Annotated in this window: 26 protein-coding genes and 1 tRNA gene; 15 read left to right on the top strand and 12 right to left on the bottom strand. The window is 51.8% G+C overall.

The annotated features are described in order from the left end of the window. Positions 1 to 201 precede the first annotated feature (201 nt). Entirely contained in the window at positions 202 to 1,308 is a 1,107-nt protein-coding gene (locus AC2FI9_RS19240) for an alkene reductase (RefSeq protein ID WP_496769875.1), read from the bottom strand. A gap of 122 nt (positions 1,309 to 1,430) precedes the next feature. Then, positions 1,431 to 2,027, bottom strand: a complete 597-nt coding sequence (locus tag AC2FI9_RS19235; protein ID WP_209834485.1) for a TetR/AcrR family transcriptional regulator — start codon at positions 2,025 to 2,027, stop codon at positions 1,431 to 1,433. A gap of 621 nt (positions 2,028 to 2,648) precedes the next feature. Between AC2FI9_RS19235 and AC2FI9_RS19230 the strand changes: the two genes are divergently transcribed. Then, the gene (locus tag AC2FI9_RS19230; RefSeq protein ID WP_298855186.1) at positions 2,649 to 3,017 is read left to right on the top strand and encodes a hypothetical protein; all 369 of its coding nucleotides are present in this window, start codon (positions 2,649 to 2,651) and stop codon (positions 3,015 to 3,017) included. 329 nt (positions 3,018 to 3,346) lie between these two features. Here AC2FI9_RS19230 and AC2FI9_RS19225 read toward each other — a convergent pair whose 3' ends face one another. The 3 genes from AC2FI9_RS19225 to AC2FI9_RS19215 form a co-directional block, all read right to left on the bottom strand. Beyond that, positions 3,347 to 4,117, bottom strand: coding sequence for a lysophospholipid acyltransferase family protein (locus AC2FI9_RS19225; protein ID WP_058282256.1), 771 nt, complete (start codon positions 4,115 to 4,117; stop codon positions 3,347 to 3,349). A 529-nt stretch (positions 4,118 to 4,646) separates the two neighbouring features. Continuing rightward, complete coding sequence (locus AC2FI9_RS19220) at positions 4,647 to 5,417, bottom strand: hypothetical protein (RefSeq protein ID WP_496769872.1); 771 nt, start codon at positions 5,415 to 5,417, stop codon at positions 4,647 to 4,649. Positions 5,418 to 5,491: 74 nt separating this feature from the next. Then, positions 5,492 to 6,007, bottom strand: a complete 516-nt coding sequence (locus AC2FI9_RS19215) for a DUF805 domain-containing protein (protein ID WP_496769870.1) — start codon at positions 6,005 to 6,007, stop codon at positions 5,492 to 5,494. A 560-nt stretch (positions 6,008 to 6,567) separates the two neighbouring features. Between AC2FI9_RS19215 and AC2FI9_RS19210 the strand changes: the two genes are divergently transcribed. The 4 genes from AC2FI9_RS19210 to AC2FI9_RS19195 all read left to right on the top strand — a co-directional run bounded on the left by AC2FI9_RS19210 (position 6,568) and on the right by AC2FI9_RS19195 (position 9,198). Continuing rightward, positions 6,568 to 6,867, top strand: coding sequence for a hypothetical protein (locus AC2FI9_RS19210; protein WP_117870867.1), 300 nt, complete (start codon positions 6,568 to 6,570; stop codon positions 6,865 to 6,867). 185 nt (positions 6,868 to 7,052) lie between these two features. Further along, positions 7,053 to 7,427: a DUF4345 domain-containing protein gene (locus AC2FI9_RS19205; RefSeq protein WP_496769868.1), complete on the top strand. Its 375-nt coding sequence runs from the start codon at positions 7,053 to 7,055 to the stop codon at positions 7,425 to 7,427. A 43-nt stretch (positions 7,428 to 7,470) separates the two neighbouring features. Next, positions 7,471 to 8,301 (top strand): DUF302 domain-containing protein, encoded by an 831-nt coding sequence (locus AC2FI9_RS19200; RefSeq protein WP_496769866.1) that lies wholly within the window; start codon positions 7,471 to 7,473, stop codon positions 8,299 to 8,301. Between the two features lie 276 nt (positions 8,302 to 8,577). Next, positions 8,578 to 9,198, top strand: coding sequence for an isochorismatase family protein (locus AC2FI9_RS19195; protein WP_321250554.1), 621 nt, complete (start codon positions 8,578 to 8,580; stop codon positions 9,196 to 9,198). A 204-nt stretch (positions 9,199 to 9,402) separates the two neighbouring features. Here AC2FI9_RS19195 and AC2FI9_RS19190 read toward each other — a convergent pair whose 3' ends face one another. From AC2FI9_RS19190 to AC2FI9_RS19180, 3 genes are all read right to left on the bottom strand, one after another. Beyond that, the gene (locus AC2FI9_RS19190; protein ID WP_496769864.1) at positions 9,403 to 10,179 is read right to left on the bottom strand and encodes an adenylate/guanylate cyclase domain-containing protein; all 777 of its coding nucleotides are present in this window, start codon (positions 10,177 to 10,179) and stop codon (positions 9,403 to 9,405) included. 141 nt (positions 10,180 to 10,320) lie between these two features. After that, positions 10,321 to 10,638 carry a hypothetical protein gene (locus AC2FI9_RS19185; protein WP_496769862.1) on the bottom strand — a complete coding sequence of 106 codons (318 nt, stop codon included), beginning with the start codon at positions 10,636 to 10,638 and terminating at the stop codon, positions 10,321 to 10,323. A 264-nt stretch (positions 10,639 to 10,902) separates the two neighbouring features. Further along, on the bottom strand, positions 10,903 to 11,877 hold the full coding sequence (locus AC2FI9_RS19180) for an adenylate/guanylate cyclase domain-containing protein (RefSeq protein ID WP_496769860.1): 975 nt from the start codon (positions 11,875 to 11,877) through the stop codon (positions 10,903 to 10,905). Between the two features lie 464 nt (positions 11,878 to 12,341). Here AC2FI9_RS19180 and AC2FI9_RS19175 point away from each other — a divergent pair. From AC2FI9_RS19175 to AC2FI9_RS19135, 9 genes are all read left to right on the top strand, one after another. Further along, positions 12,342 to 12,435: transfer RNA gene (locus tag AC2FI9_RS19175), tRNA-OTHER, on the top strand. A 19-nt stretch (positions 12,436 to 12,454) separates the two neighbouring features. Then, entirely contained in the window at positions 12,455 to 12,961 is a 507-nt protein-coding gene (locus AC2FI9_RS19170) for a hypothetical protein (protein ID WP_496769859.1), read from the top strand. Then, on the top strand, positions 12,940 to 13,140 hold the full coding sequence (locus AC2FI9_RS19165; protein WP_496769857.1) for a hypothetical protein: 201 nt from the start codon (positions 12,940 to 12,942) through the stop codon (positions 13,138 to 13,140). Before AC2FI9_RS19170 ends, AC2FI9_RS19165 begins: the two co-directional genes overlap by 22 nt. 3 nt (positions 13,141 to 13,143) lie before the next feature. Then, on the top strand, positions 13,144 to 13,779 hold the full coding sequence (locus AC2FI9_RS19160; protein WP_496769855.1) for a hypothetical protein: 636 nt from the start codon (positions 13,144 to 13,146) through the stop codon (positions 13,777 to 13,779). 416 nt (positions 13,780 to 14,195) lie between these two features. After that, entirely contained in the window at positions 14,196 to 14,360 is a 165-nt protein-coding gene (locus AC2FI9_RS19155) for a hypothetical protein (protein WP_170334772.1), read from the top strand. Then, positions 14,353 to 14,508 carry a hypothetical protein gene (locus AC2FI9_RS19150; RefSeq protein WP_496769854.1) on the top strand — a complete coding sequence of 52 codons (156 nt, stop codon included), beginning with the start codon at positions 14,353 to 14,355 and terminating at the stop codon, positions 14,506 to 14,508. The genes AC2FI9_RS19155 and AC2FI9_RS19150 overlap by 8 nt, the downstream gene beginning before the upstream one ends. Then, positions 14,505 to 14,816 carry a hypothetical protein gene (locus tag AC2FI9_RS19145; protein WP_496769850.1) on the top strand — a complete coding sequence of 104 codons (312 nt, stop codon included), beginning with the start codon at positions 14,505 to 14,507 and terminating at the stop codon, positions 14,814 to 14,816. Before AC2FI9_RS19150 ends, AC2FI9_RS19145 begins: the two co-directional genes overlap by 4 nt. A gap of 195 nt (positions 14,817 to 15,011) precedes the next feature. Beyond that, positions 15,012 to 15,314 carry a hypothetical protein gene (locus tag AC2FI9_RS19140; RefSeq protein ID WP_496769848.1) on the top strand — a complete coding sequence of 101 codons (303 nt, stop codon included), beginning with the start codon at positions 15,012 to 15,014 and terminating at the stop codon, positions 15,312 to 15,314. Between the two features lie 42 nt (positions 15,315 to 15,356). After that, a complete protein-coding gene (locus AC2FI9_RS19135) occupies positions 15,357 to 15,608 on the top strand; it encodes a hypothetical protein (RefSeq protein WP_496769846.1) in 252 nt (83 codons plus the stop codon). Between the two features lie 361 nt (positions 15,609 to 15,969). Here AC2FI9_RS19135 and AC2FI9_RS19130 read toward each other — a convergent pair whose 3' ends face one another. The 3 genes from AC2FI9_RS19130 to AC2FI9_RS19120 all read right to left on the bottom strand — a co-directional run bounded on the left by AC2FI9_RS19130 (position 15,970) and on the right by AC2FI9_RS19120 (position 19,008). Beyond that, positions 15,970 to 17,334, bottom strand: coding sequence for an alpha/beta fold hydrolase (locus tag AC2FI9_RS19130; protein WP_170806685.1), 1,365 nt, complete (start codon positions 17,332 to 17,334; stop codon positions 15,970 to 15,972). Positions 17,335 to 17,812: 478 nt separating this feature from the next. Next, on the bottom strand, positions 17,813 to 18,352 hold the full coding sequence (locus tag AC2FI9_RS19125) for a luciferase domain-containing protein (RefSeq protein ID WP_029622210.1): 540 nt from the start codon (positions 18,350 to 18,352) through the stop codon (positions 17,813 to 17,815). A 65-nt stretch (positions 18,353 to 18,417) separates the two neighbouring features. Continuing rightward, entirely contained in the window at positions 18,418 to 19,008 is a 591-nt protein-coding gene (locus AC2FI9_RS19120) for a YceI family protein (RefSeq protein ID WP_496726648.1), read from the bottom strand. Positions 19,009 to 19,132: 124 nt separating this feature from the next. Between AC2FI9_RS19120 and AC2FI9_RS19115 the strand changes: the two genes are divergently transcribed. Further along, the gene (locus tag AC2FI9_RS19115) at positions 19,133 to 19,714 is read left to right on the top strand and encodes a TetR/AcrR family transcriptional regulator (protein WP_496769842.1); all 582 of its coding nucleotides are present in this window, start codon (positions 19,133 to 19,135) and stop codon (positions 19,712 to 19,714) included. A 520-nt stretch (positions 19,715 to 20,234) separates the two neighbouring features. Here the strand turns inward: AC2FI9_RS19115 and AC2FI9_RS19110 are convergent. Beyond that, complete coding sequence (locus AC2FI9_RS19110) at positions 20,235 to 21,107, bottom strand: bile acid:sodium symporter family protein (protein WP_496769840.1); 873 nt, start codon at positions 21,105 to 21,107, stop codon at positions 20,235 to 20,237. Positions 21,108 to 21,217: the final 110 nt, after the last annotated feature.

Raw genomic sequence — 21,217 nt, 5'->3', positions numbered from 1 at the left:
CGCCAACTCAAAGAGACGCTGAAGATAAACTCAAAAGCCTCTCTTAATCGCTGCAATCGGAGAGAAGCAGTCCATTCGTAGACTTTTGACAGAACCCCGCTTCAAGAAAGGATATTGCCGTACCCGCGAAGTGAGCGCGTCCAAACCGGCGCGCTCACTCTATTTGGTATTGCCTGTCACCAAGGAGTTAAGAGTGATGCATCACTCTGCGGCAACCGCTTTCTCTTCCAGTGCCGGGTAGTCGGTGTATCCTTTTTCATTACCGCCGTAGAGGGTAGTTGCATCCAGCTCATTCAGCGAGGTGTCTTTCTCCAGCCGACTGACAAGATCCGGGTTGGAAATGAACGGTCGGCCGAAAGCCACCAGATCGACGGCACCGGTCTTAACCGATTCAATCGCCATTTCGCGGTCATAAGCGTTGTTGCCCATTTTCGCACCGTCAAACAATTCATAGAGCGCCTTCAGATCGCCACCTTCCGGAATATCGCGCGGGCCGCCGGTCTGTCCCTCCACGAGATGGAGATAGGCCAGCCCATAACCATTCAGCAATTTGACCGCATGGGTGAATGTCGCCTGTGGGTCGCTGTCGGAGATGTTGTTGGCGTCCGAGAATGGGCTGAGGCGGACACCAACGCGGTCGGCGCCCCAGACATCGACAACCACGTCCATGACCTCTTTCAGGAACCGTGCTCTATTCTCGACAGGACCGCCGTATTCGTCTTCACGCTTATTGGATTCGTCCCGCAGGAATTGATCAATAAGGTATCCGTTGGCTGCGTGGACCTCGACACCGTCGAAACCGGCCTCTTTGGCGTTTTCCGCGGCCCTCCGGTAGTCCGCAACGATGCCAGCAATTTCTTCGATGGCCAGAGCCCGCGGTTCAGATGTTTCAACAAACTGCTCACCATCAAACGTCTTGGCCTTAGCTCCAATTGCGGATGGTGCAACAGGGGCGCCACCGTCCTGTTGCAAGCTGGTATGGGAAATCCGACCCACATGCCAAAGCTGGATTACGATCTTCCCGTCCTTGGCATGGACGGCCTCAGTCACTTTTTTCCAGCCGTCGATCTGCGCTTTGGAATAAATGCCGGGCGTCCAGGCATAGCCCTTGCCTTGGGGCGAGACTTGCGAAGCTTCCGTGATGATCAGACCTGCACCCGCCCGCTGGGCGTAGTACTTGGCCTGCAATTCATGGACACTGTCATCCTCGGCTCTTGCCCGGTTGCGGGTCAATGGCGCCATGACAATGCGGTTTTTCAGCTCGATTGCACCAGCTTTGATGCCGGAGAACAGTTTTTCATCAGCCATTGCTGCTTCCTTCTTTGGTAAACTTCGTTCAGATATTATTGGACCAATTAGTCCAATATTAGGATCGCTGTCTCTTGTTTGAGTTTGTGTTAGGTTTCATTTCCTTATGGTGGCGGGGGGCCTTATGGCGAAATCACCAACCGGGCTTGTTTCAGGGTTTGCGATATCTGCTCATCGGGAACGCCCGCCTTGCGCAAGGCTAGCGTGCCAATTGCAAGGGAGGCATAGGCGCGCGCCTTGTCGAGAGCCACACCCGGATCTGAAGGCTCAAGCGCTCTCGCAATAATCTCGTCAATACTCTCCAAATGCTGTCGCCCGAGAGCCGCCACTTCATCATCATGAGGAGCAAGCTCCGTAAGGCAATTGATCAGCATGCAGCCGTCACGACCACCTTGTGGGTTCGCCAAAGCTTCCATTATCGCACCAACGGGGTCATTTCCGCTCGCATCTGCAACGTCACGCAGATTTTTTAAACCACGCCTTGAATAGTGCCTGAGAGCTTTGTGAAATAAAGTCTGCTTGTTGACGAACGTTCCATAGAAGCTGGACCGGCTCAAACCCATGGCCTTGGTCAAATCGTCCACGGACGCGGTCTCGTAGCCCTTGTGCCAAAACACGCACAAGGCTTTTTCCAAAGCCTCAGCTTCGTCAAAGGCACGAGGTCTACCTGGACCTGCGGATGATTTGATGTCGCCATTTGGGAGAGTTTTTTTGCTCATGCGCATGATTTGGAATGATTAGTCCAGAAATTCAAGGTGGCGGCAGGAAATTTTTGGAATGGTCAGTCCGTATTGTGACCAGAGAAAGGAATTTAGGTCGGTAGAAATACAAAACCTCCCCATCCCGCTTGGTGTCACGCTAATCTTAGGATCAGGACTGTTTGTCATTTTGCCGGAGTGTCAGACGACGAGGATCGTGATCGTAGAAAAGAGAGCCCGCGCTCGGTACTAGTTTCCAACACTGGACAGAATGACAGGCGGCTTTGTCCAACGCGATGATGTTGATCACCAACAAACCAGAGATTGGTTCGGTAGATTCATGGCCAATGCCCTCAGCTTGTGAGGATTAATACACCAATGAGTAACAAAGCCAAGAATTCAGAACTGGTTTTACGAGCATTAGAACGGCGGGTCGTCGTAAGCAAACTAACAATAATTTCAGCGCGTTAGGCAAAAAAAACGAGGTTAGCTGAAGTTTAATTTGCCCAATGTGAACTTCTTAACTTTGGTTAGAACGGTTTTTTGGCAGTATCGTTTCATGAGTTGTTAGTGAGTTCAGTGAGTAAGTAGATGTATTTGCATAATTTCGAGGGGCATTGTTGCGCGGTCAATGACATCCGGATGGATGACTTTGCGCGTGAGTATCCGTTGCTGGACGATGTAGGCGTGCACGCACAATGGCAGAAGGGCTCCTGGCAGATCACGCGGATAGCCGACATCTGGACACGAACCGGGAAGGTACTTTCTTTACCTTACAAAGGAGCCAACGCCTATCCATCTTTCCAGTTTGCTCAGGATGGAACCCCGCTTCCTTTGATGGAAAAAGTGTTGAAAGCCCTGCCACGTGAAATGACCCCGTGGCAATGCGCGTTCTGGTTAACCTCACCCAAACTGGAACTCGGAGGGGAAAGCCCGGCAAATCGCATTCAGATCGGCGATGATTGCATAGTCGGTATCGCAGGCGATGCTGGTGGTCTGATGGCAGCTTAGTGTTAGCTTTTGGTCACTCATACGTCGTACAGCATCTGGCAAATTCGTGTCTCCCCTGCTTTTTCTGCCTCCGGCAAGAATCGCGAGATCAGGGCACTTAATTGTCCATTCTCTTCTGAGAATTCAGAGACAATACCAAGCAGCCCATCCATAAATACGAATGGCCAAGAGCATACTGAAATACGGGTACTAACTAGGTCTTCGAATATCGATACCCGTTGGAGAAAATCCCACCAACAAGTACAACTGCTCTGCAAATCTGTTATCTGCCGCTACGCGTAGCGGAAACTCAACAAACTCGGTTTCTGCATATTTCTGTCAAACAGACTTCACCGCTCAAATACAGCCATCATCTGCCTGCGCAATCGCGCCAGATCCTCATCCACACTAGCGGTAGGATCGCACGTAAATGTTGGCAAAGCCTCCACACGGATCGTCCCGCTGCGCGGTAAATGTTTGCCGCGTGGAAGTAGACTATCGCTGTCGTGGATGACAATAGGGGTGATCGTGCGGCCGGTTTCTCGGGCGACTAATACAGCACCCGCCTTAAAGTCCCCTAGCGATTCTGTTTTGGCCCGGGTGCCTTCTGGGAATAGCACAATGGAACAACGGGCAGGCATTTCCCTGACAGCCTTTGTCAGCGTATCCATGGCCGTTGAACCGGAATCCCGGTTGATAGGGACGAGACCCGCTCCATCAAAACCAGTACGCAGGAGTTTGCTGTTCCAGAACTCTGATTTCGCCGCGAAAGTGAACCATTTGGTGTCGGGCACCACATGCATGAGACTGAAGCCATCGAGATGGCTACGGTGGTTAACCACGATGATGCTGTTGGTGTCGGCGGCGAGGGCATTCTTTTCCTCAGGACGCATCTCGACGCGGATGCTGAGGAGCCACAGCAGGCGGGAACATGACCGTTTCACCAGGCGCCAATACCAACCCCGAAACCCTCTGCGCCGAACGCAAAGAAGAGGGGCAAAGGCCACGAAGAGGAAATAAAACAGGCCGACAAGAACCAGTATAGCGCGCTTGATAAGGCGTATTGGCAATGGGTCAATGGCGCGAGTAGCGCGGTCTTGACCGTCAGGTGAAAAGGGCATGACGTCCTCTGATAGGGCCTGTGGCTGGTGCGTAAGCCATGAATAAATGCCACCGGAGGTCCTCCGGCAGCGCTTTGACATGCGCCACTTGCGAAGGAAGACAGCCACCGCACACCTCTCTATCTGTCGAAGTCAGTACCAGATCAATGAGAAAAGACGACGTAGCGGAATGTATCTTGGTGCTTCAGTCTGACTTGAGTAACAACTGACCGGCCTTGGCATAGAATATCGGTAAGAGCCCAAAGTTACATCATCGGTCGAGAGCATCCGCAATTAGTTTGGCAAAGGTTCGGAGCTCGTTGTTCCCCGGATTCGGGATTGGTTTGAAGGTGATTACTTCTTGCTCGATGTAGCGTCGCGAGATGACATCGTACTTGTCGAGAAGCGGTATCAGATGCGCATGAGCATGGGCGACATCACCACCCGAGAATTGAAATGCCACACGCTTCCTAGACCCGAAACCAGCACCATACCGGAAGCCAAACATTTCATCTGACGCACTACTTTGGCAGCTGGTTGGAAGGAGATATCAATTGCACTGATCATACCTGTAGTCCCCGTATTCCAGCCAGTTTGCCGAGCCTTCGCTAAAAATCAGAAACTCGGACCTGTCCTCCCCAAGGAGGGCGACGACAAATCCGGCGGGCGGCTCAGAGTTTCCGAAGTAACTGTAGGCCGTCATGGCTCTGATCGGCTCGCCGTTAACCGTTACTCGCGCGTCCCACTCCCCCTCTGGATTGTCCAAAATTACGGGTTCGATCACGCGCTCTATCGCTCCGCCACCACAATAGACGATGCCTTCGGGTGCTTCGTATGAGGCCTCTTGGCTAACATCCGAGTTGCACGCAGAACGAAGGGACCGAATTGCTGCGCTGGAACCTTTCAAGTCAAAAATTCCGTAGCTGACATCTTGATCAATCATCGACAGATTAACCGATGCATTAGCCGCAAGCTGGTCCAGAACAAAACCATAGTCCGGCTGACTATTGAAACTGACCTCGACGGGATAGTTGTCGACGATCTGCACGGCAGCGTTTTCTGCGCCAACCTGAAATGCTCCAACTTCGGTGGTGCCGTTCTTCAAGAAACGAATGGAAAGCCCCTGCTTGTCCGCAATGTCCTGGCTGTCCTCGAATCCAGCCGGAGCAAAGCGAATACGGTCACACTGAAGTTCCAGCGTCATGTTTCCTGTCTGAATAAACGCATTGGGGTTGGGCCCGGAGCTGAAAGACCACTCCGCTGATGCTGTGGTCGCCACTGCCATCAGTAGCATTCCAATGGAAATGGTTTTGCAGCTCATTTTTTTCTCTCCATTGAGTTACGGTTCGCACTGTCGTTCAGCAGAAGTTCCAGCCAATTGCCCGGACAGCCAGATCAGGAAACAGGTTCGCCGTATTCGTTTGCGCCTTCTTGGGGAGGTCGTGTCAGCCACCAGATCATCAGAATGGACAGAACCAATTGAAGGATTGAGACAACAACGATACCGGTCACACCCAGGACGGCCGCAGGTCCTCGCAATGCATCGGGATTTTCGGTCCCTTGCTCCAATACCGAAAAGAACGCCACCCCACCCAGCATAACAAATAGCGTTGTAATGCTGAGCGCCATCGGCAGCAGCAAATACCAGCCAGGTCGTCCTGTATCATGCAGCCTTCGCCAACCGGCGGCCAGCATAGGTATGAGAACAGCCAGCTGGAAAACAGAGGACAGGACCCGAGATCCTTGCCCAGTTTCTGGGTTGGTCCCGAATATGATCGTATCCAGCACAGCTAAACCAGCACTCACGAGAACCACAAACAAGAAGAACCACCAGTATTCTGAGCGTATAGCCCGACCGGAGAACTGGAAGTATTTCGAGAAACACGTCTTAACGGCTTCACCAAATCCCATCTTTCAATCCCTTCATTGTTTCTGTGCGGCCTCAAATCGCTTCGCTGCTCAGGGGAACACACTCGCAGCTCCCACTTACTTTTTTGCTTGAACGCAGAGGCCTATCGTACGAGAGCGTAGAGAAATTTACGCGCAGAAAAAATATTGATTTATTAAAAATTAGATTCAAACATGCGAATTCGACACAACTTTATTTTACTTCCGTTGTTGTCGTTGCTGCTCGCTGTGCCGAGCCCTTCCGACTGCTGGAGTGAGTGCTAGCGGTCGGAAGGCACTTTATAATGATTGAGCGCTGGGAGGACGCGATGCTTAGACTTAACGAACTCGCCCTCTCTCCTGAATTCGCTCTAGCGTTTGCTAGTGGCGTCATTCAGCCTTCGCACGTTATTGGCGGCCCCGATAGTCAACAAAATATCGTCCCGCCGACCAAGCCCCCCACGGCAAGTTTTGGGAAAGGTAGTCACAGGATCAAGGTATGTTCAATTGGCTGCACAGGCGCGAGAGCTTCAAACAAGCGCATCCAATTTCACTAATTTCAAGGGAACCAGAGGGAGAAGAAAATGTCTAACAAGATGGTGATGATTGCGGGCGCAACTTGTTTCACACTGCTTGCGGCCTGCGACGATACGAGTACATCAAGCGCGTCCGCCGAGCTCACGCCGGCTCAGCAGGCGTGTTTGCGAGATGTAGCCAATACGACAAACAATTCGCAAGTCGTGGTGCTCTCATCCGCGTTTAGCGAGGCGGGAACACAGGTCACAGTCGGCGTTGGCGAGGATCGTGCTCCTTGGAATTGCATTGCTTACAGTGATGGCGCGACAGCTGGTATCGAGTTCCTGGGCGACGAAGGCGCATTGTGATCTGTTTGGTGCGCAGCTGAATACGGTTGCGCAGTACCGGTTCGCTCTTCAGAAAGCTCGACTTGGCCTGTCGGATACGCCTTTCAAAGCGTAGCGTGGGCATCCGTTTCGGATCATCGGATGCCTCAATAAACCGATCAGGAGTTTTGTAAACAAAGCGAAACCTCTACAAGAAGGAGTCCTCCATGAGTGCTAGATTTGTCCTTCTGCTTGCTGCCGTCGGCCTCGTGCCAATTGCGTTATCATACGGTCTAATGCCCGGCAGTTCGATCCCAGTTTTGCTGGGTTTTCCTGTGGAAGGGACGAACCAAACCCACGTGTTCCGAGCGATTATGGGTCTTTATCTGGCAAACGCTTTGTTTTGGTTGGCGGCCGCTTCGAAACCAGAATTACAACGCCCCGCGCTGTGGGTTCTATTTTTGTTTATGTCGGGACTGGCCGTTGGACGCATACTAAGCATTTTTATCGATGGAGTTCCGAACGGGATACTTCTCTTTTACCTTGCGGCCGAGATAGCTTTTGCGGCTCTGGCGGCGGTTTCCCTGACAAAAATACGATAAAAAAGGAAGTGGTAAAATGGTGAGGTTTGGCTTTGTTCTCTCGATGATTGCAACTTTTTCGGTTGCGACATCCGCTTTTGCACAATCGACATCTGTCCAGACCGCGGTGGACGAAAACTTCTTAGCGCTTGAGACTGCCGTTGACGAAGCGGGAGCTACTCCAATCGCATCGATAGATCACGCGCGCTTGGCCAAAGCTGAAGGCGTAGCAATGCCAGCATCACGTGTACTCATTTTCTCTGATCCAGAGATAAACACGCCCATTCTGGAAGAGAACGTACGAGCAGGTCTGGACCTTCCTTTTCGCGTTCTTTCCTTCGATCAGGATGATCGCCCGCAGATCGCCTATACAGACTCTCAGTTTCTCAAAGTGCGGCATGGTCTGAATGACACACAAGCGTTAAATACATTTCATAGCAAGATGCTCGAAGTTCTAAACAACTTGGATGCAACACCAGCGCCGACCAACGGGTTGTTTACCGACTATGGGGTCATCGAACTGCGATCTCAGCTCAGCGTACCAGAGGCAGTCGAACGTCTCAGGGCAGCCGTGATGGGGCAGGACGATACTGTCTGGTTTGGGGAAATCGATTTTGCGACCGAAGCGTCCCATCTGGGGGTGGAACTGCCGGATGCAGTTCTCTTACTGTTCGGCGGACCAGCACCCGGTGGCGTGGCTATGGCGGGCTTTCCGGCAATTGGTTTGGATGCCTTTTGCCAAAAACTATTGGTTTACGCGAATGAAGAAGGCGGCTCCGTAGTCATTTTCAATGACATCGCTGCCTTGGCAGAGTTGCACTACGGTTCCTCAGCCGAGCCTCATCACGGTTTGAACAAACGGCTTACCGCAACATTTCGCACTGCAATTGAGTAGCCGCTGGTTGGAAGTCACAATTTTTCTGAATTGCTATATTCCGTATTTGGCTGCCCATTCTGAGCTGGGTACAGACCATCGCAACACTTAACCCCTAACGGCAGTTTGCGGGCAATGTTGCCCTGGGCGCGAGCATATAGTTTTCATTCCAAAACAACGCAGCACGGTCTTGACCATACTCAGTTGCACATTTAGTCAAAATTGATCTGCCCGCTGGGACGACCCGGCCCAACAAGGGCATTTCTTCAGGACGACCTGGCAAATTGGAGGTCGAACATGACAACTAAAACCAAACAAGCTAGGAAACTGATCGAGGGTAGACCTGCCCTAATCGTAATCGACATTCAAAAGAGCACGTTTATTGATAACAGCGAAGTACGCTCCATCGACAACATGCCGGGCTACAAAGAGCGCATGATCGCTGCGCGTGATTTGGTTGATGCCGCACATGATTACAATGTGCCAGTCATTTTCATCCAAGAAGTCCATCGTCCCGATAGGATAGACTTCGGCCGTGAACTGGATGGTGACGAAGACATACACTGTCTCGAAGGCGATCCAAGAACGGAGGTTGCAAAAGATGAGATGGGATATCGCAAAGGTGACTACATCGTCCCGAAGCGACGGTATTCTGCATTTTTCGGAACCGATTTCGAAATCCTGCTACGAGGTTTAAAGGTAGACACACTTTTGTTGTGCGGCGGGCTGACAGATGTTTGTGTGCACTACACATTCGTCGATGGCCACCAATCAGACTACTTCTGCCGCGTAGTAGAAGATTGCGTTGGCGGGTCATCTGTCCAAGCCCATGAAGCTGCTCTCAAAGCTATGGAATATCTACAAACTGGCGCTGTTCAGAGCCGAGAAGCAGTGATCAATGCGATTACGTCGCTCTAAATTGCAATCGAAACGTTAGTGCCAGTTGGGGTGCATAGTTTTTTTGGGTGCGGAAGCGCAGGAGCCGAGGTTTGTTATGAGGCTCTGGTTTGGAGTAATGGGAAGATTTTAACCGTAGGATCGTCGCAAGAGTAAGCCCGCGCGGCGCTAGCGGTTGTTTACGCGCCTGGCCTAATGGGCCAGAACTTTTGGATTGAGCTTTATCTAGTCTATCGTGAACAGCTCCTGTCTTTCAGCAACACCGCGCAATCTGTATTGCCCCAGGGAAACAAGACTTGGAATGGAGCCCACCAAGTCGCCTGCCACCTTATCGGAAACCACAATGTTCTGATCAAGCGCGCTGCACATGCCTAAAATGCGCGAAGTTGTGTTTACCGCTGGGCCGACCACTGTGAAATCTAAGCGAGATCTACCGCCGATGTTGCCGTAAAGAACATCGCCTGCGTGCAACGAAAGAGTGAAGCCGGTCATTGGCAAACCATCCGCTTGCCGTCGTTGGTTGAGTTCCTCAAAGGTATCTCGCAACTCCGCTGCCGCGTGAATTACGACGCGGCGAGCGTCCGGAACTTGATTGATATCGAAGATGGCAAGCATTCCATCTCCCATGAATTTCAAAACGTTACCGCCATTGCGTTCGACTACGTCAACACCTTCCGCGAAGTAGTCGTCTAGCAATTCTATGATTGAGTCCCCCGGAAGCGCCTCTGACAATTTGGTAAATCCTTGCAAGTCAAAATACCAAATCACCGCTGAAATAGTTTCCGATGAACCTCGGGTGATGTCCCCGGAAAGAACGCGCCTGCTGGCGTCCTTGCCCAGATATGCGGCTGTAATGTCTTCAGCCATCAGTCGGTTCGCCCCACATTTCAGCGTCAGGCAAAGTGGAGATATCAGTTGACGCAAACCATCAAGTTGCTCGCTTGTGAATCCCCCGCTCGCGTCGGTTGTCAACGAGATTATAGCACCTTCATAGGCCTGCATTGGATCGACTGGCGTAGTATTGTCCTGAATAAGGAAAAACCGTTTAACAGCGAAGTAGTCAGTTGCACCGCGCTCGCGAAGTTCGTCGAAGATCGGAAAGTTGAGCGCGGGTTCTTCGACTGTCAGATCTTGTCTGATCTCTTAAACGTTGTTTGCCAAAAGATAGTAAATCGGGCTTAGAACGTATTCCTCAGGCGCATCCGTTCTTCGGACAAAGTTCTCTCGCTCATGACCGCCATCCCTGTGCCAGCGGAAAGCGACTGTCCCAATCTCGGGATGATGAGCGCGCACAGTAATGTTTGCTCTCAGAAGCGGAATCCCTGCCGAAACAAGACGTTTGCAGAATGCTTCCAACCAGGTTTCAACCGGCGCATTCTCCAAGCCCTGTTGAACCAGCCAATCGGCTAAGTCCTTTATGGCGGCTGTGAGTTCCCAGTCTTGGATTAATGGAGCTGCCATGATGACCTCACGATGAGATGTCTGAACAGTTTGTTACTAGTCTAATTCAGTTCAAGTACACATCAAATTCAATTCTCCCACTGCGCTTGCAGCCCTAAGGTATATGCTGATCTTGTGGCGTATTGCACACGCGACACCGGGGCAATGGCCGCAATTCATCAGGAATTGCTGGCGATGTGAGCTGTGGCGCGTACCGCAAGACTTTTGCGACTGAGCTTTGCGGGGTATCTGTGTGATCTGTCGGCATTGAGGCAACCGAAATACTCAATCTTGCCACTCCAACCGATACAAGACGTGGTGACCGCGTAGACCTTTCAGGAGTCTGGGTTCTATTTCAGAAAATGAGAAATCGGTTCGTCCTCCGACCATGGCGCGAGTCGCATCTGAAACGAGTATCTCGCCTGCCGCACCAACCGTGGTTATGCGTGAAGCTTTGTTGACCACAGTGCCAAAAAAATCTCCACGAGATTGCACGACATCGCCAGTGTGAATTCCAATCCGCACACCGAAAGACGGCTCCTCGGAAGCCGGTGCAATGGCCTTCTGAATCTTGACAGCGGCCGTTAGCGCTTCCTTCGCGGACGGAAAGACGGACAACGTTCCGTCTCCAAGGGATTTCACGAACTGGCCATGATACTTTTCAATGATCGCCGCCAAGACTTGGAAGTGATTTTCGATCAGCACCGACCAACGCTGATCGCCCAACGCCTCCGCCAACGTTGTACTGCCTTCTACATCAGTGAAAAGTACTGAAGCCAAACCTTCGGTTTGGATCAGCTCGGGTCCATCTTCGCGCGCAGCATCAACAAGTTTTTGGATGGCCAGCTGCTCTTTACCCACGAGTTCAATATTTGGAGTTGGCACTGAAGCGTGGCGATTGATGATCTTCCAGGCTGCTCCCTCCAGGACAAAAATCAGAACGGTGCGGTAAAAGACGGCTTCATCAAAGCCGACAAACTGAATCTTGTGGACGAAGGATGACCATCCCGTCTCTCCGTTTTCGAAGGCCTCAGCTTCAACTTCTTCGAAAACGACGGGAGCGGGGATCTCCGCGAAAAAGCCGCTAACCCCATCGCGAACTGCTTGCCCGCTCCAAAACTCTCCTTCGCCTGTCCCAACAAACCGTAGTTCATCTGCCTTCGACAGAAAATCCTGCAACTCGTCAGTATTCTTTTTGGTTCTGAGTATTTCATACCAACGCCTCGAAACTGCCAGCAGTTCAGGTGAGGAACGTATCATCACAAATGACTCGAGACGCTAAATGGAATGAGACTTACAAGGTCTTGCAACCGGGATCTCCATTTTCGAAAGATGCAGGTCAATGCTGCCGCTGAGGTTTGGTCAGATCAAGACTTTTGTATTTCTCTAAAACGGAGCGCATAAGACGCAGATCAAAAGACGCACGTCGGTTCAGAGCGAACTATCGACGGAGTATCTGAGTTCGAGTCCGGATCACAGGGTATCGAATCGTTTCGCTGTCGGAGAGCTACTCGGCGCTGCACTGACCCGCAAAAAAGGATACTTCAGTCTTTTTGGCACACGCTAAGCTAGAAGGTTCCCAGAACTACGCGGTGAATTTCTAAGTGCAGCACGCTCTGTCTTGACATGGTTATGCGAACTGGTTCAGCTTGCGGTCATGACGTTCACACGCATCCACTGCCATCGAATATCGGCCTGAGGTCGATAACCCACGCAAAATCCGTGGGAGGCAGCATTGGTATGCGGGCGAGGCTTATATCCTTGTAATTGCTCCAGATTAGAGTGCACGAGTCGGTTCGATTCCGACGCCTCCTACCATCCCCTGGAGGAGTCCGACATGGCGGACGATGTTACTAACACAATTGACTTCAACGATATCAAGCAATCGGTCGAGGAGAGCCTCGGTCGCACACCCGAAGGCTGGTCAGGCTTGGTCACGGCGCTGTTCACAGAGGTTAAAGAATACTGTGATCAGAAGGATGCCACCTACCCCTTCATCCTCCAGATCAAAGAGAACCTCGGCGAGCTCCGCATCTACCACCGGTGTGATGATCGACAAATTCAGTCGATGATCACCGCCACAATTGCACGAGCAATTCGTACCTGTGAACGATGCTCAAACGCTGCTGAGACCCAACTTCTGGACGGCTGGTACACGACACTTTGCTGCTGGTGCGCGCATGATGTCGCGAGCAAGCGCCACCCCGAAAGGAAGAGGTTCTTTGGCGTTCGAAAGAAGCCCGTTCGGGACAGGTTGACCTGCTCAATTTGTGGATATTTCGGTCAGATCGACCGAACGGATGACCGTAATCGGTGCCCCGCGTGCGTGAAGCAGAACTGGTGATGACCGCCGAACAACAAGTGAACTTCAATAAGATTATGGAAGACTACGATGATGAGGACTACGCCCGGAAGCTCATGAATACGGGCTCGCGGGCCACCGGTCATGTCCCGCCGATTGCCATTTGCCATATCCCGGGAGGGGTCTTCCATCTCAACAAGACCAAGTTCTGGAGAATGTGACTGATGGATGATGTCGAAAAGAGCTGGAAGGAATTCCGGGAAAAGGTCCGAGGTGTGATCGAGGACCATGGAGCGCCAGATGATCTCCGCTCATTTGACGCCTGGTACGCCGAGGAGATGCGTTTGGTGATGGCGCACAACTACCCAGCTCCGCACGTCTCTGACGTTACATGGTCGACCGAGGTTCCACATGTCGAGTGTGATGACCGCGAAGTGGTCGACCGTATGATGACTGCTATGGCGGAGGTTTCACACGATCTCAAAGAGGCGCGGGCCCGGCGGTCAGTGATGAGCAGTATTGTCGGCTGGAATGATATTCATGGAAGCGTCTTCAAGCAGCTTGGTGAGTATCGTGCCGGGTGGGCGGAGCAGCTTACGCTTGCACTTGAGAAAGTGAAGAGGTTGATCGACGAGCAGCCCGACCTGTTTGGTGATGAACACCCGTCCATCGTTCAGATCAAACAGAAATGGGGAGGCTTGCGCGTCTATGAGCGCCCGGGCTGCAACCAGGCTGCGAGTGAAGAGATTCAATGGCGTGTCGATCAGATTGAGCAAACCTGTGAAGGTTGTTCTAATTCTGCCCAACGCCAGAACATCCTTGATGTTTGTGACGACGCTTTGCATCTGGTGCTACAATGATGCTCTGCGGCGGCGATTTGAGGGCGCCGAAGAATCCTGGCCCGACAGCCTTAGGCTAGACATTGTGGAAAACTATCCAGACCTCGTTTCTCCGGATTGCGCATCTCTTGTTCCTGCTGTCGGAAAGGGCTGGCTCGCCATGATTTCGCAAGCACTCCACAAGCTTTCCTTCAGTCAGGATTTCAGGGCACTGGACCCTGGAACTATTCAGATCTCGGATATTAAGAAAGGCCAGGATGGCCAGATTTTCATCGGTTTCAGTCGATACCACGATCTCATCCAGGAGTACGCTGACTGGATGGAATTTCGATGCGGTGTGACGTGTGAAGAGTGGGGCCTCGTTGGTGACATCGTTCGGACAGCCGACAGGTCTCAAGTGCTCTGTTCTCACTGTTACTGTACTCGGGAGAAGTCTGATGGGTGATGATGACGACGTTGAGCTGGATGAACAAACCTTGCGTTTGCTTAGGCTTCGGGAGGCTGAAATTGCGGCCGGTCGAGCAAAACTTACCAAGCCGATTACCTCGGATGAGATCCGGTCGCGAAAGGTGCCTGATCCGAAGGGTAAGCCAGATGAGTGACGAGACTGCAGAAGAGGAAATCCCAATTTTCGTAATCTGCGAGACTTTGGTGAACGGCCAACTTCGAGAGATTGAAGGAAAACAGATCACTGTAAAACCAAACAAGATCTTAGTCTTGACGATCAGTGTCGAGGATGTTGAGCGATGACAGATGATTTTTCAGAAGAAGAGACCTTCGGGCGCCCGTTAAAGGATGTTCCTCTAAGTGACTTGATCGCAGAGTTGCAAGCTCGTCGCAAAGAGGGTCCGGAGGTCTGGCTTGCATTGCGCAAAATGATTTTCGAGCAAATCGCCGATTTTGCACAGCGTCCGGCCGACGCGCCCAAATGGCGGGATGAATGGGTCAAAGAGAACACCTGGGATCTAGTGACTGACGACGATGATGTTGAGATCACAGATGGTAGCGGCAACGTGTTCGACGACCTCGGGAACGAAGACCCAAGGAAGAAGACTTAGTGATGGGGCCCGAGCATTTCAGCTTGATCTTATCCGCCGTGATCATTGTCGCGTTGGCGATCTACGTCAGACACATCGTCCACACCGCTGGAAAAGATCGCGAAGTCGATCCAGAGCAAGTGCAAAGGATCATGCGAGATCTGGACTACGGCCACCTGGACCGAGTGATCAACCGGCGAAGGAAGGGGTAGCGGGATGTTGAAGGTGGTTGTCTATGTTGGTGATCAAGAGGTCGCCCGAGCTGTGGCTGAGAACGATTCAGAACTCGCGGAAGTGTCTGATTACAATATTCGAATGAACGAACGGGCCGCTGAACAGCTGGGCATTCAGGAAAAAGGCCTTGGCGGCAGAATTGAAGACCACCCACGAAATCAAACTGTTTGGTCGCTTGTTCGCAAGATCGTGGACATGTGGCTGCTAACAACCGGAGTGGATATGGAAAGCGCTCAGGCAAAGCTGCCGCCGTTGATCCGTGAGTCCATTCGCGAACCTGAATAGAGGGTCGAAAAGGAATCGAACCAGAGCGAAGATTGGAATGCTGTGATCAAGCAGATTTCTGATGACGAGCCGTATTCCCTAGGCTTCTACACTGACAAATTTGAGTCGTGGACAGCGGACGAGATTGAAGCTCTTCGATGTGATGTGGTTGAGACAGTAACAGAAGAAGAACTAATGGCCGAGGTCGAACGCCGGCGAGGAGCTGATCTACTGCCCAAGGCGGCCTCGAATGATGGCTTCTCAGATCTGGTTGACGATTTCTGGGGCAAACTCGATACAGACCCAGACCGCTAGTACAGCTTACCTGCCGTCATTACCCAATTTTTGACATCTGAAGTCTATGGCGACTGTCGTTGTAGTAGTGCGCGCTTCTTCTAAGCGCCTCTCCTGCTAGGAACCAAAGCGCCCCGGATAAGCATTTCCCCAACACTGCTCTGCGGAACCATGAACCACCAGTCTCTACGATGAGCATGGTTGACCGCAACCAGCCCAAACCGGACATTCGCAACAAGACTTTGCAATTTCCGAGATCAGGACAAAGCGGTCGATGACGAGAAGCCTAGAGTTTTTTAATTCCAGTATCGAAAATCGAAGGGCGCACGGCATCCTCTTACCTTCGAACAATAAAGTTTTGGCGAAGAACAACGTACACTGCTCAAATTGAATTCAAAAAACGCTCTATTTCCACTAGGGCTTTAGGCCAGGCAGGATCATACTCTGGCATCGTATTGTTTGCTGTCTCAAGGCCAATAAAGCGCGCCTTCTGGATACCGGAGGCGAAAATCCTACCTTGTTCAACACTGTGCATCCTGTCTCGATTAGCGTGCATAACCAGAGCCGGACAGGTGATCCGCAGAAGTAGATCGGTTACGTCGACCCCTGCGACCAGTGGTCCAATCTTGAGCCAATCCTGATGGTCCATTGCCACTTTCATAAATTCTGCATAAGTGCGCTGGTCATGCGGACTTGCGGTTGGAGCAAATGATTGCGCCATCAAGTCTCTTGCAGAAGGGTATTCATCGTTCCAGCCTTCAAGACTCATATCCATCATTGCTTGCCCAAGCGCGGCAATTCCGGGCTGTGAACGCACCGCGAGTCCTTGTGCAAATCCACCGAGTAGAACCAACCCCGAAACACGGTCAGGATTATTTGCGGCAAAAGCCGCGGCAATGGTTGCCCCAAAAGAAATGCCAAACAATGGAACTTTTTCGATCCCGGCTGCGTCCAGTACGGCCTCAACATCTTCGACGATCCGATTCAAAGACACATCCTGCACGCCCCTCTGGGACAAGCCATTGTTTCTACCATCAAACCGATAAAGGCAGTGATTTTCAGAAAGCAGCGGCAACCACCCGGCGATGGTGTTCATCGTCCAATCGTATTCCAGATGCCTAAGCCAGTTTGGTGTGACCAGTAACTTTCTACCACTTCCAGTGGATGTCCAGGCAAGCGTTGTACCGTCTTTTGATTTTGCAAAGCGGACGTCTTGAGAGCTAGCCAGCAGCTTGTTCTTTGCGCGTCTTTTGTCACCATCTAAATCAATAGAGTAGGCTTCAACTGGATTTGGAATTCCCTTCAACCGTATCGAGCTTTCTGGTCGCAAAGCAACCGCCAGCGAAGTTCCCGCAACTTCAGCAGCTGTCTTGCTGACGAGACAACTTCCAATATGCGCGCTGGACTGAAGGCGCGACGCAACATTCACGGCCTCTCCGAACAAGTCTGTGCCATTTGGCATTACGTCGCCAACGTGGAGACCTCCTCGAAGTGTTACGTCTTCATCTCTCATCTGATTGAAAATCTGGCTGGCAGCATTAATTGCGTCTGTGGCTGCAACAAACTCAACCAAAGCACCATCTCCCATCAGCTTGAATATTCGTCCTTTGTTTTCATGGACCAACGGTCTGATCACATCGTCCAAAATGCGTTGTAGAGTGTTCAGCGTGGTCTCAGCATCCTCTGACATGCGCTTGGTATAATCGACGACATCGAGGCTTAGGATCGCAGCAATTTTCCGCTTCATCAGTCGATGTGGTCCTTTTAGCCAAACCAATTCCTCTGAACCAAAATTAACAGACGAATAGATTTTTGTGACCAAAACTTGTGCCTGGGCATTTTGCTAAGCCTGCAAGTTCCCAAACTTGCGCTGAAACACACAGCCGAGCAAAACGTCTTATTGGCTGGCGAAACCTAGAATTAAGGTGAATGATTAACGCATTTCACGTCGCTAACGAAGGTTCACTTCGAAGTATCCAATCTAATGGTATCAGTCCGTAGTTCTTCTCATCTGTGACCGATGGCAGCCCGAAGCGGAACTTCCACTCCGAGCTTTGCAAAATCTAACAAGCGGACGGCAGCTACCATTAGTGTGAATGGCTTGAAGGTATCGAGCATTCGCCACGGCGACAATTTAAGAAAAAAATGACTGCGAGAAACAAGGTGGCTGAAACTGCTCTCTGACAGAAAACAGGCGTCCCCGCACACTTTCGCGCAATTCGAGCTTAGCCCAAGGTGTTTCCGGTGATGAAGGTGTACGAGCTTTCAACCAGTTCGATGACGACATCCAGCTCTTCGGGTGTGGTTGGAGTATAGATCATGACAAAGCCGCTCCACCCAGGACGTTGCTTGGCCCAAGGGTGAGCTACGGCCCAGCCAGCCTCAATTGCCCTTCGCGCCATTTCTGGGTCGAGCGAGGCGTGCAAGCTGCCATCAGGATGCATGTGCGCAAACTCAAACCCACCGACGATAGAGTTCGGTTGGGACAACAACATATCGGGATCAAGCTGAAAGCCAATCGCGCCAGGTAATGATATGCGTGTGGGGCCAAGTATGACCCCCGGGAATTGCGCAACTCGCTCCAGCAATAGCTGGGCCAAATCGGCATTAATTTCGACACCAATCTGAGTGTGCGGCACGCCGCTTGTCGTTTCAGGACGGGGCGAGATGCGCTCCGGCAAGGAGCGCTCTTGCGCGGACGCCATCGAGCACATCAATGTCACTACCGTCACAGCAACCGCCAATGTTCTCAGGTGTACATTCATCGTGTTGACCATCCGCCAAAATCAAAGATTGAGTGCTCAGCGCCGTATCGGTGCCCCTGCACGCATCATTCAGCTTTTAACGCTTCGATATTGATCAAGAGCTCTATCTCGTCGCTCACCGCAGGTGCAAAGGCCCCAAGTCCGAATTCAGACCGCACGATAGTCGCCGTGGCAGCCAGCCCCAAGGTCGGCGTGCCCTCTTTTGGGCCAAACGGGTATGGCGCTGACTTGTTAAGCGTTGTTTCCAGAACAACAGGCTTGGTGACGCCGTTCATGGTCAAGTCGCCAGAAATATCCGCGGAATTGTCCCCGGTTACTTCAATGCTGGTTGAGGCAAATGTGACCACGTCACCGTCGCTCGCGCTGAAAAAGTCATCGGACATGAAGTGTTGCAAACGGGCATCCCAGCCCGTGATCATGGATTTTACAGGCATAGACACTGTGACAGACGACGCAGACGGATCATCTTCGTTGAACTCTATCTCGCCGCTAAAACCTGAGAACATTCCAAATGTTTCTGAGAACCCGATGTGGTCGTAGCTGAACAATACCTGGCTGTGTCCAGGATCCAGCTCGTAGGTGCCACTCTCGGACAATGCGGTTGTCGCACCCATCGATAAGAGTACCGCCAGCGGGGTTGCTGCCACTTTGAACATTGATACGCTCCCATTTTGACAAGACTTGTTTGCGGAATTGAGTATTGAGCTTTAGTTTTTAGCTGATCACACTTATAGAACAAAATGTTCTATAGCGCAACAAAGTGTTCTACAGGAGGGGCGATTGAAAGAAGATCCCAGGCTGATCGCCACACGGCAGGCCGCGCTTGATGCGGCGCAAAGGATACTGAGGGATGAGGGCGTGTTGCACGTAACTCATGGCGCGGTTTCAAAGGCAACGGGTATTTCGCGCAGCACACTTTACAGGCACTGGCCAGATGCGCGCAGTCTGCGTGATGCAGCGTTCAGGCGCATCGCCACACCGCCGAACATACCGCCCAAAACCGATGGCCCGCTGCGATCTGACCTGCGCTGGTTACTCGGCGTACTGATGGGAGCCTTGAATGACACACCATGGGGCCAAATCGCGCCTCAGGTGGTCGCTGCTGCGTCCACCGACGTAGAAGCGCGGTTGGTGATCACTGAATTCATGAAAGACAGGTTCGCAAGTGTTGAAGCAGTATTTGCAGCCGCAATAGACCGCGGTGAGATCGCCGCGGATGTTCCGGTTGAACAGCTTATAGAACTAGCAGTCGCGGCACCTTATTTCCGCAAGCTCATACGTCACGAAGCACTGGACGAGGATTGGTTGGATCGACATGTTGATCTGCTTTGCAGTATCGCGAAAACCAATTCGGGACAGTGACCATCGCCTGACTTTGCAATCAAAGCGACCTGCAACAGGCGCGAGATTTCGGCAGAGCAGCAGATTAGATCAAAAGCATATCCAGCTAGTTCCCAATAGCGGTTGCTCCAAAAGGTCTCGGCAAAGACTCGCAATGATCGTTCTTCGAATTTTGCAAAGTCCGCGTTCTGCGCATTTCTGTAATTCGGACAACGCGCGGCATCGGCCAAAGTGGGCTCTATGCGGCCATTCTCCGCGGCTTGCATGTTTGGCAGGTCCAGCCCAATCCGGACACTTAATCCAAGACTTTGCAATTCCGACTTGCGGACAAAACTGACCTTGGCGTCTACACCTTCGCTGACGCAGGATCCACCGCACTGGCAGCAACAGCTCTTCCCTTCAACAGGGAAAATCGCCAAAGCGGCCGTTCCACAACGGGCTTTGGAGCTCCTTGATCGCTCTTTGACCAGACGGCGCTCTGGCATGGAAACAAAGGGGCTTGGCTCAGCGCATAACCAAAGCTAGCGAATAGGCGTCAGGATCATGAATTTGGGCTTCTTCGCGCAAGCAGGGCGAAGACAGGCAACATTGTTACGATCCAGACCACGCTATAAATTGCGGATGGTATGGCATATTCGCTTAACCCATTGGTGTTAGGCAACAGCAAAGTGGCAATTGCGATTCCCAAAGCTCCGTTTTGAACGCCGGTCTCAATTGAAATCGTCTTCGCCTCGATGTCTGTGCATCCGAGCATCCCTGAACTCATGATGCCAATAAACGTGAGTGACGCACCTACAACAAAAAGTGCGGGTCCAAGCCTAAGGTAGTTATCCGCGACCACCACCCAGTTTGAAATGATAGCGCCTCCGATGACCATCGCAAAAAGTAGCATAGAGACCTTGCTAAAGATTGGTTCGACCGCAGCTACAATTCGCGGCGCCAAGGATCGCGCGATCACCCCGGCTAGGATCGGTGAAGCTGTTAAAAAAAACATTGCTAAAGCCGTCGAAGAAATGTCGATAGCGGGCGCAGTTGCCCCCATGAACATCTGCATCGAAAACCCCAGGATGAGCGGTAAGGTAACGACACAAGTCAGACTGAAGACTGCTGTAAGAGTAACGGACAAAGCGACATCCCAATTCGAAAGCTTGGTCACGATGTTACTGATCGCCCCGCCCGGACAGGCCGCTAAAATCATGATGCCAACGGCTGCCTCAGCGGAAATTCCAAAGATAAAAGTCACCATTAAAGCGATGCAAGGCAGCAAAATGATCTGGTTGAGAGCGCCGACGCAAAAGGCCCGTGGACGTCGTCCGATACGTTGAAAGTCAGCCGCTGTGAGTCCGAGGCCAAGGCAGAACATGATGACAACAACTGCGAGCGGCAGCAGCACAGATATGAAAATTTCGCCCATCTACCATGACCTCTATGGCTGCATGCTTCCGCACGCTTTCGGACGATACCGTTCAGAAAACCTGATGACGAGTGTTATCAGTTTGGCGCATTTATCCTCAAGCGCCCGAA

The organism is Ruegeria sp. CDSA246 (assembly GCF_059611225.1).
Note: the sequence above shows the minus strand (reverse complement) of the source record. Positions and strands in the feature narration are given on the sequence as shown.

Bases quoted from the DNA above. Each gene is read 5' to 3' on its own strand.
- AC2FI9_RS19240 (WP_496769875.1), bottom strand. From the start codon at position 1,308: ATGGCTGATGAAAAACTGTTCTCCGGCATCAAAGCTGGTGCAATCGAG.
- AC2FI9_RS19235 (WP_209834485.1), bottom strand. From the start codon at position 2,027: ATGAGCAAAAAAACTCTCCCAAATGGCGACATCAAATCATCCGCAGGT.
- AC2FI9_RS19230 (WP_298855186.1), top strand. From the start codon at position 2,649: ATGGATGACTTTGCGCGTGAGTATCCGTTGCTGGACGATGTAGGCGTG.
- AC2FI9_RS19225 (WP_058282256.1), bottom strand. From the start codon at position 4,117: ATGCCCTTTTCACCTGACGGTCAAGACCGCGCTACTCGCGCCATTGAC.
- AC2FI9_RS19220 (WP_496769872.1), bottom strand. From the start codon at position 5,417: ATGAGCTGCAAAACCATTTCCATTGGAATGCTACTGATGGCAGTGGCG.
- AC2FI9_RS19215 (WP_496769870.1), bottom strand. From the start codon at position 6,007: ATGGGATTTGGTGAAGCCGTTAAGACGTGTTTCTCGAAATACTTCCAG.
- AC2FI9_RS19210 (WP_117870867.1), top strand. From the start codon at position 6,568: ATGTCTAACAAGATGGTGATGATTGCGGGCGCAACTTGTTTCACACTG.
- AC2FI9_RS19205 (WP_496769868.1), top strand. From the start codon at position 7,053: ATGAGTGCTAGATTTGTCCTTCTGCTTGCTGCCGTCGGCCTCGTGCCA.
- AC2FI9_RS19200 (WP_496769866.1), top strand. From the start codon at position 7,471: ATGATTGCAACTTTTTCGGTTGCGACATCCGCTTTTGCACAATCGACA.
- AC2FI9_RS19195 (WP_321250554.1), top strand. From the start codon at position 8,578: ATGACAACTAAAACCAAACAAGCTAGGAAACTGATCGAGGGTAGACCT.
- AC2FI9_RS19190 (WP_496769864.1), bottom strand. From the start codon at position 10,179: ATGCAGGCCTATGAAGGTGCTATAATCTCGTTGACAACCGACGCGAGC.
- AC2FI9_RS19185 (WP_496769862.1), bottom strand. From the start codon at position 10,638: ATGGCAGCTCCATTAATCCAAGACTGGGAACTCACAGCCGCCATAAAG.
- AC2FI9_RS19180 (WP_496769860.1), bottom strand. From the start codon at position 11,877: ATGATACGTTCCTCACCTGAACTGCTGGCAGTTTCGAGGCGTTGGTAT.
- AC2FI9_RS19170 (WP_496769859.1), top strand. From the start codon at position 12,455: ATGGCGGACGATGTTACTAACACAATTGACTTCAACGATATCAAGCAA.
- AC2FI9_RS19160 (WP_496769855.1), top strand. From the start codon at position 13,144: ATGGATGATGTCGAAAAGAGCTGGAAGGAATTCCGGGAAAAGGTCCGA.
- AC2FI9_RS19155 (WP_170334772.1), top strand. From the start codon at position 14,196: ATGGGTGATGATGACGACGTTGAGCTGGATGAACAAACCTTGCGTTTG.
- AC2FI9_RS19150 (WP_496769854.1), top strand. From the start codon at position 14,353: ATGAGTGACGAGACTGCAGAAGAGGAAATCCCAATTTTCGTAATCTGC.
- AC2FI9_RS19145 (WP_496769850.1), top strand. From the start codon at position 14,505: ATGACAGATGATTTTTCAGAAGAAGAGACCTTCGGGCGCCCGTTAAAG.
- AC2FI9_RS19140 (WP_496769848.1), top strand. From the start codon at position 15,012: ATGTTGAAGGTGGTTGTCTATGTTGGTGATCAAGAGGTCGCCCGAGCT.
- AC2FI9_RS19130 (WP_170806685.1), bottom strand. From the start codon at position 17,334: ATGAAGCGGAAAATTGCTGCGATCCTAAGCCTCGATGTCGTCGATTAT.
- AC2FI9_RS19125 (WP_029622210.1), bottom strand. From the start codon at position 18,352: ATGAATGTACACCTGAGAACATTGGCGGTTGCTGTGACGGTAGTGACA.
- AC2FI9_RS19120 (WP_496726648.1), bottom strand. From the start codon at position 19,008: ATGTTCAAAGTGGCAGCAACCCCGCTGGCGGTACTCTTATCGATGGGT.
- AC2FI9_RS19110 (WP_496769840.1), bottom strand. From the start codon at position 21,107: ATGGGCGAAATTTTCATATCTGTGCTGCTGCCGCTCGCAGTTGTTGTC.